The 14,678-nt window shown below is 46.5% G+C and carries 12 protein-coding genes; 2 read left to right on the top strand and 10 right to left on the bottom strand.

The genetic code is table 11. The features are described 5' to 3' along the window. Positions 1 to 17: 17 nt before the first annotated feature. Together ACFSUS_RS09865 and ACFSUS_RS09860 are read right to left on the bottom strand one after the other, a co-directional pair. Positions 18 to 2,342, bottom strand: coding sequence for a T9SS type A sorting domain-containing protein (locus ACFSUS_RS09865; RefSeq protein ID WP_381522044.1), 2,325 nt, complete (start codon positions 2,340 to 2,342; stop codon positions 18 to 20). 87 nt (positions 2,343 to 2,429) lie between these two features. Then, on the bottom strand, positions 2,430 to 3,428 hold the full coding sequence (locus tag ACFSUS_RS09860) for a T9SS type B sorting domain-containing protein (RefSeq protein WP_381522042.1): 999 nt from the start codon (positions 3,426 to 3,428) through the stop codon (positions 2,430 to 2,432). Between the two features lie 334 nt (positions 3,429 to 3,762). On the opposite strand from ACFSUS_RS09860, the gene ACFSUS_RS09855 reads away from it, so the two are divergent. Together ACFSUS_RS09855 and ACFSUS_RS09850 are read left to right on the top strand one after the other, a co-directional pair. Beyond that, positions 3,763 to 4,398 carry a 4'-phosphopantetheinyl transferase family protein gene (locus ACFSUS_RS09855; protein WP_381522040.1) on the top strand — a complete coding sequence of 212 codons (636 nt, stop codon included), beginning with the start codon at positions 3,763 to 3,765 and terminating at the stop codon, positions 4,396 to 4,398. Positions 4,399 to 4,498: 100 nt separating this feature from the next. Beyond that, positions 4,499 to 5,452, top strand: a complete 954-nt coding sequence (locus ACFSUS_RS09850; RefSeq protein ID WP_381522038.1) for a hypothetical protein — start codon at positions 4,499 to 4,501, stop codon at positions 5,450 to 5,452. 45 nt (positions 5,453 to 5,497) lie between these two features. Here ACFSUS_RS09850 and ACFSUS_RS09845 read toward each other — a convergent pair whose 3' ends face one another. The 8 genes from ACFSUS_RS09845 to ACFSUS_RS09810 all read right to left on the bottom strand — a co-directional run bounded on the left by ACFSUS_RS09845 (position 5,498) and on the right by ACFSUS_RS09810 (position 14,566). Beyond that, complete coding sequence (locus ACFSUS_RS09845) at positions 5,498 to 6,715, bottom strand: glycosyltransferase (protein ID WP_381522037.1); 1,218 nt, start codon at positions 6,713 to 6,715, stop codon at positions 5,498 to 5,500. A 63-nt stretch (positions 6,716 to 6,778) separates the two neighbouring features. Continuing rightward, the gene (locus ACFSUS_RS09840; RefSeq protein ID WP_381522035.1) at positions 6,779 to 7,639 is read right to left on the bottom strand and encodes a glycosyltransferase family 2 protein; all 861 of its coding nucleotides are present in this window, start codon (positions 7,637 to 7,639) and stop codon (positions 6,779 to 6,781) included. A 126-nt stretch (positions 7,640 to 7,765) separates the two neighbouring features. Then, positions 7,766 to 8,938 carry a glycosyltransferase family 4 protein gene (locus tag ACFSUS_RS09835; protein WP_381522033.1) on the bottom strand — a complete coding sequence of 391 codons (1,173 nt, stop codon included), beginning with the start codon at positions 8,936 to 8,938 and terminating at the stop codon, positions 7,766 to 7,768. Further along, a complete protein-coding gene (locus ACFSUS_RS09830) occupies positions 8,935 to 10,413 on the bottom strand; it encodes an O-antigen ligase family protein (RefSeq protein ID WP_381522031.1) in 1,479 nt (492 codons plus the stop codon). The genes ACFSUS_RS09835 and ACFSUS_RS09830 overlap by 4 nt, the downstream gene beginning before the upstream one ends. 27 nt (positions 10,414 to 10,440) lie before the next feature. Beyond that, a complete protein-coding gene (locus ACFSUS_RS09825) occupies positions 10,441 to 11,658 on the bottom strand; it encodes a glycosyltransferase family 2 protein (protein ID WP_381522029.1) in 1,218 nt (405 codons plus the stop codon). A gap of 19 nt (positions 11,659 to 11,677) precedes the next feature. Beyond that, positions 11,678 to 12,607 (bottom strand): glycosyltransferase family 2 protein, encoded by a 930-nt coding sequence (locus ACFSUS_RS09820; protein ID WP_381522026.1) that lies wholly within the window; start codon positions 12,605 to 12,607, stop codon positions 11,678 to 11,680. Next, positions 12,586 to 13,527 (bottom strand): sugar transferase, encoded by a 942-nt coding sequence (locus tag ACFSUS_RS09815; RefSeq protein ID WP_381522024.1) that lies wholly within the window; start codon positions 13,525 to 13,527, stop codon positions 12,586 to 12,588. Before ACFSUS_RS09815 ends, ACFSUS_RS09820 begins: the two co-directional genes overlap by 22 nt. Positions 13,528 to 14,056: 529 nt before the next feature. Further along, on the bottom strand, positions 14,057 to 14,566 hold the full coding sequence (locus ACFSUS_RS09810) for a response regulator transcription factor (RefSeq protein WP_381522022.1): 510 nt from the start codon (positions 14,564 to 14,566) through the stop codon (positions 14,057 to 14,059). Positions 14,567 to 14,678 lie beyond the last annotated feature (112 nt).

The raw sequence follows: 14,678 nt of genomic DNA, 5'->3' as shown, positions 1-14,678 counted from the left end.
ACGTCAAATAGCCTTGTTTACCGAGCTCTGATAATTTTTTTTACTAATCTGGCTTGTCCCTGCCGTACTTCCAGCATATAGATGCCATTAGGTAGTGAGCCCAGATCGATTTGTGCCCTAAGCTGCCGGACTGGTTTAGCAAAGCTTACTTGCTTAAGCCGACGGCCCGAACTACCGTACACCGTTACGTCCACGGCTTCGTTAGCTCCATTCTCCATGGCTAGCTCTGCGTAATCGGCGGCAGGATTCGGAAAAATTTGCAGGGAGCTTAAATCGTTGTTCTTAACCTCACCTGCTTTGGAAAAAGGCATGACAAACACGGGAGTTTCACTTACGTTTATCGTGATCGTTCCTGTTTGACTGACCTGCGTGGTTTTCGTCATCTCATCCCGACCAACTGCTGGGGTACATATTTGTACCGTATCGCCTTTGTTGACCGGGAGGTTATAGGTGCCGGTTCGGCCGCGCTCATCGGGAATCAGGAGTACGTAAGCCGACTGGCCATCCTGCTCATAACGGTCAACGAGCGGGTCTTTATTAAGCGTTTCCTTATATTGATAGTCACCCAAAAGGTTCTTTGCCTGGTAGAGATAGTCAGCAGCGGGCTTGCGACTTTTGTTGGCATTGAGCAAACCCATTGAACTGAATTGGGTCGGATTAAGCAGATTGTCGTCATAAGCCTGGAAGAAAAAGACCCGGTCAATCCCTATTCGGCTATACAGCAGGGAGGTACGTAGCGTCCAATCGGCCTGAGTTTCAAGTACGCTCTTTTCGCCAATGGGAATTGCGTGAAACGGACTGCCCTGATTAACGTCGTATCCCGCTTCGGTAATCCATACGGGCATTCCTCCGGCATACTGACGGGCCAGCTTCACAAACTCAGCGGCTTGTTCGCCAACGCCAGCTAGTTCGGGCGCGGCTCCCCGGGTGGCTCCTCCGCTTTGCGACGATTTTGCATCGTTAGCGTATAAATGCTGATTGATAACATCCCAGCACAGGTTTATAGAACCGTCGGGGCGATAGCCTCTAAACTCTTTACACCAGTCGATCATGGCTCGTACATAATCAGTGGTCGAAGCAGACATACCACCGATGACGACTGTTACAGACGGATCGGCATTTTTGACGCCAACGCCTGGCCCCATTGTGTTTTTATGCCCATCATAGAAGGCTGATAGATTGGCTGCGTACTCCCGGGCCGATTGATAGCCATTCCGACCTTTCCAGAACTTGTCAGGTTCGTTGTTGCACTCGATATACCGAATCAATCCCAGCCCAATTTTCAGGACGTTAACACCGGCAGATGTAACAATGGGGCTAACCTTTACCAGGCTCGGATCAATGTTTTTGTTAAAGCCGTAGCGAGCCATATACTGAAATCCTACTCGGGCATGTTCAATATAAGAACTAGGTAACGATAGGTCACTGCCATACCGCGCCGGTATATTGCTATAATCGCGACCGTCGGCCGGATATGTATTCTCCATCCATTTCGGAAGGGTTTGTAAACAAGCCAACACCTCGATTCCTTCCTTTTGCAGACGCTCGTACATGCCATCGTACGTCCAGCTACCGCTGAAGGTTGGATTATAGGTATAGCTACCCTGCTCTGCTTCGAGCTTATCCCAGTCCATATAGTGGCGCATGGACGAAAAACTTTTGAGCGCATTAATACGAGAATCTTCGACTACACGTAGGGGAGAAGGTGCATCGGGGTCCTGAGCATACCATTCGAATCCATTGATGCCTAATGTATGTCGGAAAGGATAAGATCGGCGGGCCGCCAGCGCAGGTTCTTTTCCGGCCTGATACGTACCATACAGTTCCATTTCTGTAGGATAATCGCCGGAGGAATTCAAGACCAGGTAGCGGGCGTTTTTGATGGAAGTTTTAAGGGTAAACTCGTTGGGCTGGGTTGGGTCAGGGCCAACCCACGCTTGATATTTATCCCCTATAAAACGGCCGATGGGAATTCGCTCCCATTTCTCGGTGATGATCGACAAGGTTACAGGCGTTTCCAGATTGGTACCTGCGCCGTCATAAAACCGGATACTTTCAATGGTCAATTGCTCCCCTTCCAGCAAGGGGTAATAAGCATCAAAATTACTTAATATTTTTCCCCATCCGGTATTAACACTTACATCAGTGACGCCGTCGAAGAGCCCTTCGAGACCCGTACCGACATGATTAACCTGATACCACCGCTTAGGGTCAATAGGTATTTTGCCAGCCTTAGGGGCTGAGTACTCAGTTACGTTTGCCGATAGGCTACGCTCCTGGATAGGTGCTATTGCCAGTACGGAAGCGTAGACAATGATCGACGTGAAAACGATTTTTATCATCTTATTCATTACTTAAACTTATGTAAGCTACCGGCATCAATGATTCGATGACGAAGCATAGCAGGCTGACTACCCTAATGGATTGAATCAGCGGAGTAGCAAAATCTGACCGGTTCGAACATACTCTCTGCCCTTACGGCTTGGCTGATCAAAGCGATACGTAAGCGACCATGAGTAGTTGCCTGGTAAGCACGGCGCACCGGCATAGGTTCCGTCCCATCGGGAATCTCGGCTGGTACTGGTAAAAATCACACTACCCCATCGGTTGTACACATTCAGATTGAACGTAGCCGCTGGGTTCAGAAAAATTTCGAGCGCGTCGTTTTTACCATCATTATTCGGCGTAAACACGTCTGGAACGTAAACTTGCTCGGTTACGCACTCACCACACTGTTTTAACTGAATGTCATCGATGACTATGTCGTTACCACAACCGTAATTACCCTGATAATTTATCAGTTTAATAACAACCTCATCGGTGGTCGTCGACGCGGTGAACAGGGTTGAATAACGACGCCAGGTCGGACTGTCCGTTTGCAGAACTAAGCCTATATCGGCTGTCTGAATCACTAGGCCGGTTTTTGTTTCAATGCTTATGGATAAGTTAGGCAGCAACGGATTCTGACAGGTACCTGTTCTGAGCAGGTTCATCACCCATAGAGAAATCTCGTAGCTGGTTCCTCCGCACAAGCTGGATACGGATTGCTGGTAAAACGTTCCGGGAGCGTTTGTACCGTTAACAATCATAACGTTACCTCGTACATCACCAGGCGTGTGATCCGTTGTAACGTTATGCCAGGTAGAGTTAAAGCAAGTGCCATCTACGGTTTCCGATACCGTGTACTGACCATCGCTGGGACAAGCTTGTGGTATATACTGATACGTAGTTAATTCTCCCAATGAACTAGTACCAGCGCTGCCAAACGTTTGGTTAATCAAAAACTCGCCAGACGATTCATTACATACCTGAGCCAGTAAAGGATGGTACACTCCATACGCTAAATAGCTAACTAAACCGATTGTCACATGTAACTTATTAAGCAACACAATACCATTGCTGATAAATTTACGAATCGGAGTTACCATAAATAATAGTCAAGGCGGGCCTGATGAAGCTTTGTAATCATCCTAAAACCAGGCGTTTGTCGTATTTATTACGTCTTGGTTATTTGCTATTTGAGACGAAACTGGCCGGTGATGGTCACTATATTTTTGGTTGAATCGTTTAATTATCAATATATTATACGCTTGATAGATAAACAGTTAGGTATTCAGAATGAGTACAACCGGATCAAGAATGTCTAATGCTGTAGTTTCGTGTGCTGCTATTCAAGACGTTAGGTGGGAGAGTTGGCTAGCCAGCTCATTTAACGAGGAGTTAGCTATATTCCGGTTTTCGTTAACCAATCGGCCTGATAACATGCCAGCTTGGCAAACCTTGTTGCAATCCGACGAAATCAGTCGGGCATACCGGTATCGTCGGCAAGAAGACTACCTTCGATTCATTTACTCAAGGAGTATTCTGAGAAAGCTGCTTGGTATCTACACAAGCCTGGAGCCTGACAAAATCCGGTTTGTAGTGGGCTCAACTAACAAGCCCGAGCTACAGGATAACACAGACTGGTTTTTCAACGTATCGCATTCCGGTGATTGGGTCGTGCTGGCTATTGCGAAGAACTGCGTTGGGATAGATGTCGAAAGGGTCGATACCGGATTTTGTTTTGACGAGGTGCTATTGACTAGCTTTACTCAAGAAGAACGTTATCAGGTAGAAAGTAGCCTTGATCCCCGGTTGCTTTTTTATCGGTTCTGGACCCGTAAAGAGTCACTCATTAAGGCGACTGGTAAAGGCATAGATGATGACTTTGGGCAGGTTCCTTCGGCGGATGGTATCCATCATATAGCCAGCCAGTTGATTGGGGCGACCGGCGAGTGGGTGGTTCGTAGCTTTGACATTGCGCCTGATTATGTAGCGGCTGTTTCTTGTCTGGCAGAACTGAAAACTCCTAAATTTTACACACTAGACAGTGGCTTATTCAATAATTTTAAGTCATAAGTTGAAAAAATAAAATTAGCTGGTCTTGATAAGTCGTTAACTAGTAGCAACTCAGGGTACAGTAAGAAGAACAAATAGTTGGTCTAATAACCTTTAGTGTATGCAGCGATTCATGCTGAAATTTCTATACGTAGTTGCCACGTTTAAGTATCCAGGAATCAGACGTGATCTGCGTTATTTTATTCGGGATAACTATTTTTCTCGGTTAAATCAGATTCGATTTGTAACGAAAGATTATATAGCCAGGAAGAAATATAAAGTGATTGATTTTCACGGCGAGTTTGATCAGGAACTGCGTTATGTATTACCGTTTGCTTATTGGCACCACCTGAACGGAACGTTGAAGCAAACCATCTCCTGCACGAACACCAGAGATTTCTATTTCTTCAGCGAACACCACACAGAGCAGTACGAGAAACGTGTATGGCAGGCTGGGTATGAATACTACGATGTACCCAACATGACCCACAGCCCAACTTTCGATTTCTCGAAATGGACTAGAGTGCCATTCAAAAAACGGTATCAGAATGAGGTGTTTGTATTTGACAAGCCGATGCTGATGATCGCCAATAAATACAACATCGAATGGGATAAGCCCCCGATTAATTTCTTAGACATTCCGGCGCTTAATCGGATTGTTTCAACGTATAAAACAAAGTATCAGATCGTTTACAACCGGCCGCTATCGACGCAGATTGTGCTGGACAATAGCGAAATAATGGATTTGAATGAACATCAATGGCTTCGCGAAAACCATCCGGAAGTCATCTTGATGCACGACCTGTTTGAGCAGCATAAGAACATGGTCAATAATTTCAATCACCTCCAATTGATGGTATATGCAAACTGCAATCGGTTTATTTCCATGCACGGAGGAACCGCAGCGTTGGCTAGTTATTTTGGCGGGATGAACATTATTCTGTCGCATCCGGGAGGTGGCATGGAGCATCACTTCAATGAGTACGCCACCATTTTCCCAGCTTTATCCGGTGCCCAAATTTTACATGCGAAGAATACCGACGACGTCTTTCGATACCTCAGTGAGTATTATTAGCCACTAGGTGTTGAACTACTGTGGGGATAAACCGCTGGTAAATTGTTACAAACGCTCTGTAACCGGGTCTGGTGTCCAGGCCGCCTGTACTTGCCGGATAACCGCTTCAAACTCTTCTGCCCGCTTCTGCCAGGAGTTCGCTTTGGCCATGGTGATCCGCTCATTAAGTCGTTGATCGCTGTCGTCAGCCAGGGCACGACGAAGGGCTTGGGCAAACTGAGCGGGCTGATCAGCTAGCTCGACTACACCGTTAAAATCGTCCAGTATAGAGAAAGGCGTGGCAACAACTGGTAGGCCAGCTGCTAAATACTCATTGATTTTCAGGGGGTAAATTGTGTACGTATGTTCATTGCAGACGAAAGGAATCATAGCCGCTTTCATCTGGGCCAGTAAAGGAGGAAGATCGGCGGGTTGGTGCGGAGGGGTGAACGTAACGTTGGAGTACTGGGATAGCCGCTGTTTAAGAGCAGGTTCATTCACCTCGCCGACAAATTGAAAAATTACGTCCGGCATGGTACGAACGCAATAGTCCACCAGATCGATGTTAATCCGATTGTCGGCCGTGCCTAGGTAGCCTACCACTGGCCTGTCGGGGGGCTGTTGCTGAGCTATCTGATGTGCCTGGTTGAATAATTCAAAGTTAACCCCGTTCTTGACGCAGTACGCATTGGGCTGTAGCTCTGACTTAGATCGGCGCAGTGTTTCGGAAGTAGTAACCACTGCATCAACCTGTTTGAGGTACGCTGGCTCGTAGCGGCTACCGTGGCGGCTCATCCAGTTGATGATGTTTATTTCATCGAAGCAGTAATAGATGGTGGCGCACTCGTTTAATTGATTGAGCATAGGCAGACCAAATACGGGATTGAGTCCGTTAATCACCAGGGGTCTGGTCATATTTAACTGCTGCATGATCTGCCTCAGGCCTTTCACTAACCGACTCACATTCTGCTGCACAAGCAAGTCATGTGGTTTGGGCGGCATCCAGTTAATGGGGAGCATGAGGGGAGGAGTCCAGACGTAGACCTCACTGCCATTCTCGAACGTTTTTTTGGTAAGGGGGCTAGCTAGTCGCATTGATGCTCGGACGGGCATATCCTGCCGCCCGGCCACGCCCATGGCCCAGTCTTTTAAGGTATATTGGTAATCGACGTATAAAACTCGGTGTCGTACCGATAACTCAGTCATCAATTGCACCACAGCCTTCTGATAATCCCCCTCCCAAGTCGTCTGCCCCAGGCAAACTATGCTGTCAAATTGTTGCATGTATAAATAGGTAAAGTACGGGACAACTAGCTAATTGATAGTTATTTAATGCCTAATGCCCCGTTAATTGTTAGACGTTTTGGTATCGTGAGGAGGATGAGGAGTTAGGTAGGTAGGTGCTCGTTTTACTTCTTTAGCGATACGTAGTTTGAGGCCTTCCCAGATGGTTGCGCTTTCGTTAAACAACGTACGTGGTGCTGTCCAGACACGCGCTGAACGAGTTTTCATCTGACGAACTTTGCCGTATTGCATCATGTCAAAGCAGAGTCGGCCATCTTCGCCCCGAATATTGTTGGTCATGTAGCCAACTTTCAAACCCGCTTCCCGAACGTATCCCATACTAATACCATACGCGTTGAGGTACGGCCTGTTGTAATGACGAAACCCAGCTATAACGTCTTTTAAGGTCTCATGCAGAAACAGCTGCCACCTGGGCACATTGGGCGGGGCAATGAATGAATAGCGGCCGTATACGCATACGACGCCAGGCTGTTGAAGTACTTTCATCATTTCGTCCAGCCAGTTGGTAGGGTAAAGGCAATCGGCATCAGCCAACAGAATGTATTTCCCGATTGCCATCTCCTGTCCCATCTGTCGTGCTGGTCCACATCCCTGAACGGGTTGAAAAAAACACTTAACGTGCAGTTTGTCGACCGTTTCCTGCGTTTTGTCAGTTGAGTTATTATTGATGACAACAATCTCAAAAGGAATACTGGTTGCCAGAGAAGAAAGTGTGCTTATGGTACGTAGGATGTTGATCTCTTCGTTATAGGCGATGACCATAACAGAAACCAATGGGGTCGCACTAATGCGCTTGTCTAAGCGGGCATTTATCCCATCGAATACAGTTTGAGGCACCTGGTCGATGCTTTCAAACGGATACTCATGTTGCTTGATCCATATGGGATTTGAAAAGATGCTCATTAGTAATGGGAGTTGAACTATCTACACCTACCGTTTAGAGTAACCTCAGAATGATAGGGCAACGATCAACAATTTTATGGATCTAATTATGTTCAGCTTATAGATTGCTAGTGTTTAGTGAGGAGGTTAGTAGTCAGAGGATTGTGTATTACTAATACTAATTGTTTGATTAACTTTTATCGAATCGGCATAAACGTCGAGTAAGTTAGAAGCAGTAGCTGCCCACGAAAACAGGGTAGCCCGCTCCAACCCCTTTCGGCGCAACTCATCCCGCAGTGACGGCTCTTTAAGTAGCCGGTCCAGCTGTGAGGCCATTGCTTCTACCGAACTAGGGTCAACCAACAGGGCTGCATCACCAGCCACTTCCGGCATTGATGATGTTGTAGACGTTATGACCGGGGTACCACAAGCCATAGCTTCTAATATCGGTAGGCCAAAGCTTTCCCGAAGCGAGGGGCAGAGGAAAACAGTGGCCGCATTGTACACCAGCGGTAATACATGGTTTGGGATGTAGCCACACAAGATAATGTCGCCCGCTAACTGCTGACCACCGATGTCAGTGAGTATACTGTCCAGCGAAGCGGCCGGTAGGTTAGAAATAACAACCGGGAGCGAAAGCTTTCCTTCTTGCTTGAGCAACAGCAACGCTTTTAGTACTCCCTGCACATTCTTTTTAGGATCTGTATTGCCCAGAAAAAAGATAAACTCCTGGGGTAGGTTATACTGGGACCGAACATTCGCTAATTGCTCAGCGTCATCAATGAGACGAAACTGATCGCTAACGGCATTCCAGATGGTCACTACACGTGCTGGGTCGAGTTTCAAATGATCGATAATGCGCTGGCGCTCGAAATGAGATACGGTAATGACGCGTTCACATTCGGTTATGATGCGTGGCACGTTCCAGCGACGGTATTGATTTCCAAAGCGTTGGTATAAGCTTCCCCTAAGTAGTGGTTGATTCTCCAGAAAAATGATATCGTGCAGGGTAAGCACTCTCGGGACAGAGCAACGTAACGGGGCTGTGTTGGCCGTGCAATGCAATAAGTCAATGCCATATTGTTTTACCGCCCTAGGCAATGCGTATTGTTCCCAAACAGGATAAGGACCGCCGGGTAGCTCGACAAGCTCGATATTCGGGCTGCTAGGAAGACCAAAATGCGCTGAGTCAGGCTTCACAAAGACAACGAACTCATGTTGTGAGTAGTCAGCTAATGCCCGAATTGTTTCCAGGGCCACAATGTCCATGCCGTGCCTGTGAGGTCGTAGGAGCCGCTGCGCTTCAATGCCAATTCTCATACCAACATTTTACTCGTTAAATTCTTATTGGAGGCTGTCGATGCGGTGGGCGTATCCCATCGTTCGCAGGTCGTAAACAGAATTGATGTGATAAATACAACTGTGCTGGTCGGAAACTGACCTAGTATCGGATTAGAGTAGCTCACTACAGCGATACCGATAAACTCGGCAAGCAGGGCCAACATCATACTTATCAACCAGGGATCTTTCAGTTGCCATACTTTGTAAACACCAAGCAAAATAATGCCCAGCAGCATGGCCAGATAAATAGAGAGGCCAACAACACCTGTTTCGATCCAAAGCTGAACATACCAGCTATCGGGCGGAATTTGAGCGGCAAAATGGTCGGGAGAGAAGCGTGCTCCGGCTCCCGACGATGTGCCAATACCGGCTCCGAAGGGTTTGTCTTTTAAGTACTCTCGTAATTTTTGCTGATTCTCAAGCCGCACCAGAAAGGAAGCGTCCTGGGTAGGGCGTAGGGCCGTCCGAATCCGGTAGATCTGATAGTTAGAATCGCCAATGTGGGTGAACAGCAGAATCGCCATGACAGGAGCAGCTACCATTACCCCCCGAAGTATATGAACCGGATTACGTTTAAGAATCAGATAGGATGGATATCCAGCGATCAAAACAAACAAAGCACTACGGGTTCCCGAAACAGCGTACCCCCAAAAGATAACCGCGGCCAGAGCGAGGTAAGCGATCCTACGTAACCAAGCCTTATTTTCAAAGAAACGGATTAAACAAATCAAGGTTACCCCAGCCATCTCTGAGCCAAACTGACCGGCATCTGAGTAAAAAGAAAAGCTACGTAATTGGCCCCAAAGGATATGGGTTCTGGCTCCACCTTCGGCCAACCATCTATCTTCGGCAGCCGCCAGGCCAATATACTGTTGCTTGAATCCCCATAGAGCAGCCAGAAATGACCAGAAGAGCCACATTCGCACCAGCCACTTAATGTCTTCCTTTGTAATGGGGTTCACAAGCACAATGATAGCAATGTAAAACCAACTCAACGAAAAGGACCGGGCATGATAGAACCAGGCCGGCCGGTAAGGAGCTTCTGGGTTGAAGTATTCTAATATGGTGTAGGTCAGCCAAACGATGAGCAGCCAGAATACAGGCTGCCGAAGCTGTTTCCAGTCCATTCGCTTGCCATTCAAAACGGTGCTGAATAAAGTCAGCATCAGCAACCCGTCGAGACCGAGACCTAATGGCGTATCGCCTGGAATAAACCGTGTAAAGCCAATAAGAAAGCTTAGGTTTACATAGACCAGCAGGCCAAATTTGGGTTCTACGAAGATACAGACGAGCACAATCAGAGCTACTGGCACACCTAGGGTCATGAGCGCGCCTACTACCCCCCAAGTACCAATTAGCCACCCCGCTATTAACGCAATCAAGACTCCCAATAGACTATACAGCCATTGGTTGTCGCGCCATTGATTGGTTAAAGAAGTAGTCCGTTCAAGCATATTGTTTTGTTGTCACTGGCTTACATATTAAGCCGCTCGTCTCGATTTTTCCCAAACGCCCGAAATATTACCCGTTTGAAACTGAGCGAATCCGACTAGCACGCACCAGTTCATGAACACGAAGTAGAAAGGCACGAAAGTTAGCTTCCAGCGTGTCTGGCGATTTTCAAGCGTATACCCGATGTAGGCAGCAACATAGAAAATCAGTTGCAGACTAAGTATACACCACCAGAAATTAGTAGCCGATAAGTTCGTTGTTTGCGTTAAGATAATACAATTTAAGAGAAAAAGCAGCGGTAAGCAGAATGGAGTAACTGCCCAACGTAATACGCGGTGGGATATGTACTGGAAACTGAGCCAGCCGTATTTGAAGAAGTTAAGCAGATGCGCTAACCGACGAATGGCCTGAAAGCCACCAGTGGCGATGCGCACTTTTCGTTTCATCTCTTCCGACACAGAATGCGACGGCCGCTCAAAGGCATAGGCATCCGGAGCATATTCAACGCGGTAGCCTCGTCCGGCAATCCGAAGCGAGATCATAAAGTCATCGAGTAACGTGTCTGGCTCTACGGGTTCGTACAATTCTGTCCGAATGGCGAACAACTCGCCAGCCGCACCTACAATAGTATGTAACTGGGCGTCTAATTTCTTCAGAAATGATTCATAGCGCCAATAGAGCCCTTCTCCGCTACCGGCCGCTGATTCTTCACCGTGCACCCGGATACGTTTTTCACCTGTTACCGCCCCAACGTTCGGATTGGCAAACCGGTTGGCTAGCCGACTAATGGCTTCGAGGTTAAGCTCGGTATTGGCATCCGTAAAGATAGTAATCGGGGTTTTCACCTGAAGCATGGCCTGATTCATAGCCGCTACTTTACCCAGCCGTCGTGTTCCCGAGATAATTGTTAAGTTGGGCACATCTGCTTTTCGCTGCTCTAGATAGTCTGCTGATCCATCCGTCGATCCTTCCACAACAAACAATAAATGCAGCGACTTAGCCGGATAATCCTGGCTAAGGCAATTCTGAAGTTTATCGGCTAAATAAGCCAGTTCATTATAGGCTGGCACCACAATAGTGACGTCAGGTACTTTAGCAGATTGATTAATTGATGTAGACGGTGTTCTTAGCCAATGTTTTGCTTTCACCAAAAGCCAGGCTACAATGCCGTATCCTAAGTAGGTATAGAACACCAGGAACGTTAGGAAAAAGAAAATGAGGCTTGTGTAATAGTACGAAGAAGTCATCGTCTGAACTTGATTTAGGCTAAACCGGCGAAGCGCTTGCCGACGTAAGGTTCCATAGTACTCCTTTGGCAAACGCCCGCGCGTGCCAGAACTTACCGGCTACCACATAGGATAACATGTGTTTAGGAAACACGCAGCCTGCGAAGAACAAGTAAAAGAACAACCGCTGCGACCACGAGCAATGGCGTCTCATATATAAAATCCGATTGCGGGTCATGTAATATGTTTTCAGCGGGTTATGCGGCCCAACGGACACTGACTCTTTGTGCAGAATGGAGGCCGAGGGTTGGTAATAAATGAGGAAGCCCGCATTCCGGATGCGCTGCGACCAGTCGAGTTCTTCGTAATACAGGAAAAAACGTTCGGCAAACCGCCCAACTTTGTCCACAACCGCCCGACGAACCATCATAGCGCAACCATGAGCGAAAGGGGTCTGACTAGGTTTGTCGTAGTTGCCATTGTCAGTCTGTTTATAGCCAATAGCCGTTGCTGTACCGGTATACATATTCATTGGATTGTAGCCGGCATACTGGACTAAACTAGGCGTATCGTAAAACTTTATTTTGGGGCAGGTAACACCAATCTGTTCGTTTTCCTGAAAGGGCTTAAGTAGCTCGTCAAGGAGTGAAGGCGTTAGTTCGGTGTCGTTGTTGACAATAAAGAAAAAGTCACCCTGGGCTTCCTGAATTCCCAGGTTGTTTCCTCCAGTAAATCCTAAATTACGCTCACTACGGATAATACGTAGCCGGGGGTATTTCGTCTGGTCAATAACGTTACTCAATATAGGTTCGGACGCGTTGTCGACCACAATTATCTCATAATTCGGGTAGGTCAATAACAACGACGAATCCAGAAACTGATGAGTAATCTCAGCTTGGTTATAGTTGATGGTGATGATAGATACCAACGCCGGTGAAACTGTGCTGTCTATACGTTCTCTTGTTGCCATAAGCTGAAAAAAGTTCTCCAGAGAATATAGATATCGGTCTTGAACGAGAAAGTAGTAGCGTATTCAATGTCAAGTTCTGTCCGTTCGCGATCTGACATCGGTCCTTGTCCCCTGGCCCGTTTCTTAATTTGCCACAGGCCAGTAAGGCCTGCTGGTCCGGCGAAGCGCTGGGCTGACTCGTTAGACGTAAGTTTTTCTGCTTCATATAAGGGAAGCGGACGGTTCCCGACCAACGACATATCGCCGAATAAGATATTTAATAACTGTGGAAGCTCATCGATGCTGCTATTACGGAGAAAAGTACCGATTCGGGTAATGCGGGGATCATTTCTGAATTTCATGAACTTGGCAGCTCCTTCGTTTTCCCGTAAAAACTGCTTTTCGCAGATAGGTCGGTCCTGATCAAAGAGAAGTTGCTGGCATGAAGTCCCCTTTTGTCTACAGGCACTGCATAAGTGAGAGAGTTCGTCGGTAGTTTCGGCCTCAGCGGTATCAGCTGCTGTTATCTTACTATAAATGTTATTAGAGCTTAACGTATCGATTAACTGATCAGCTTCGACCCGCATCGTGCGGAACTTATACATGTTGAAGATATGGAAACGAGCACCAGCTCGCTTTGATTTATAAAATATAGGCCCTTTCGAGTCTAATCTTATACATACAGCCACTAATAACAGTAGGGGAGATAATAGTAGTAAAGCGGTAAAAGAAACGGCGATGTCAATTGTTCGCTTCCACCAGGGCGTTCCTACGTGCCGCACAACAGGTGAAGGAGGAGCCGGTTGCGGCAAAGCCTCCACATGAGCATTTAAATTGAGATAGTGGTGGATTGTCGATTGAATGCTTTGCGTATCCTCATTAGCAAGCAGCACATCAGTCACCTCGACATCAAAAGCGGTTTTTAATAGACGATTGTTCATGGAGTTACAGATGGTTAGAACAGGCACCGAAGTACTAGCTGGATTACTCCTTGCTATTGTTACCATAGTACGCCCGTTTTTTATATCAGTAACTATCAAGTCAACTTTGGCGTCACATTTTAAATATTCATCTGCGTCTTTGACACCCTTGAAGCGTACTACTGAACAAATCTCGCCGGCTATAGAAACAAATCGGTTGGCAATAAGATCGTTTTCTTCAACTATCAAGAGACGTAGCACGGCGGATTAAGTCACAGTTGTTTTTTAAAAACCAATTTGAGTAACGCTAAATTTTATAAATTGGCATGTAGTTTGATTATTAACTACTAATTATAGTCCAGTATGGTTTTTCGAAAAATTCTTGCCGATTAGTTAATTTATTTGAGGAATAGATAACAAATAAAGAATTATCACAGTATATTTGTTCTAGATATAGTTGAGCACCATTATGGCTCGATATCTGGCACAAATTTTGCAACAAAACGGTGAATACCCTACGCTACACTTCGTTCGTATCAGGTATCAAAATTTAGGCGCTTTGAGATACTGCGTAATCTCCCAGGATCATGGATAAGATTCTTGACTTCAACATCCCCAACGATCGATTCTCGGTTCGGCCGCGAACGGGAAGTGGGCGTTCCTGGAGATTCTCGGCTGGAAGTGCAACCCGACGAAGCACAGCCTGTAGGCGAGCTTTTACTTCTAGTGGATTGAATGGTTTGGAAATGAAGCTGTCAACGCCCTGTTCCAGACACATAATTCGGGTATTACTGTCCGAAGCATTAGAAAGAACAACGATTGGTGTGTGACTGAGCAACCGACTCATGCGTATGAGTTTGGTTAGTTCTAAACCATCAAAGAAAGGTAAATTTAGCTCAGTGAGTACGCAATCAAATCGAGTACCCTGGATTAGTAAACGAGCTGCATCTTGACCAGTGCTAGCTACGGTGACAATAAAATCGTTTTTGAGGGTTTGTACGAGAATGTCTGCTACGTAGGGATTGCCGTCCACTATGAGTAAGCGATGTTTGGATGTCATTTTGTAATCGTTTAGTACCAAATGTGGGTAAGATGATTTTTAGACTATCTAGCTCATATTCGGTTACTTTTGCGATCAGATAATTCGTGGTTTTAATAGTTGGTATTGAGTA

Source organism: Spirosoma soli (assembly GCF_042684525.1).
GTDB classification, from domain to species: domain Bacteria; phylum Bacteroidota; class Bacteroidia; order Cytophagales; family Spirosomataceae; genus Spirosoma; species Spirosoma soli.
The sequence above is the reverse complement of the archived record's forward strand: the minus strand, read 5'-3'. Positions and strand labels throughout refer to the sequence as shown.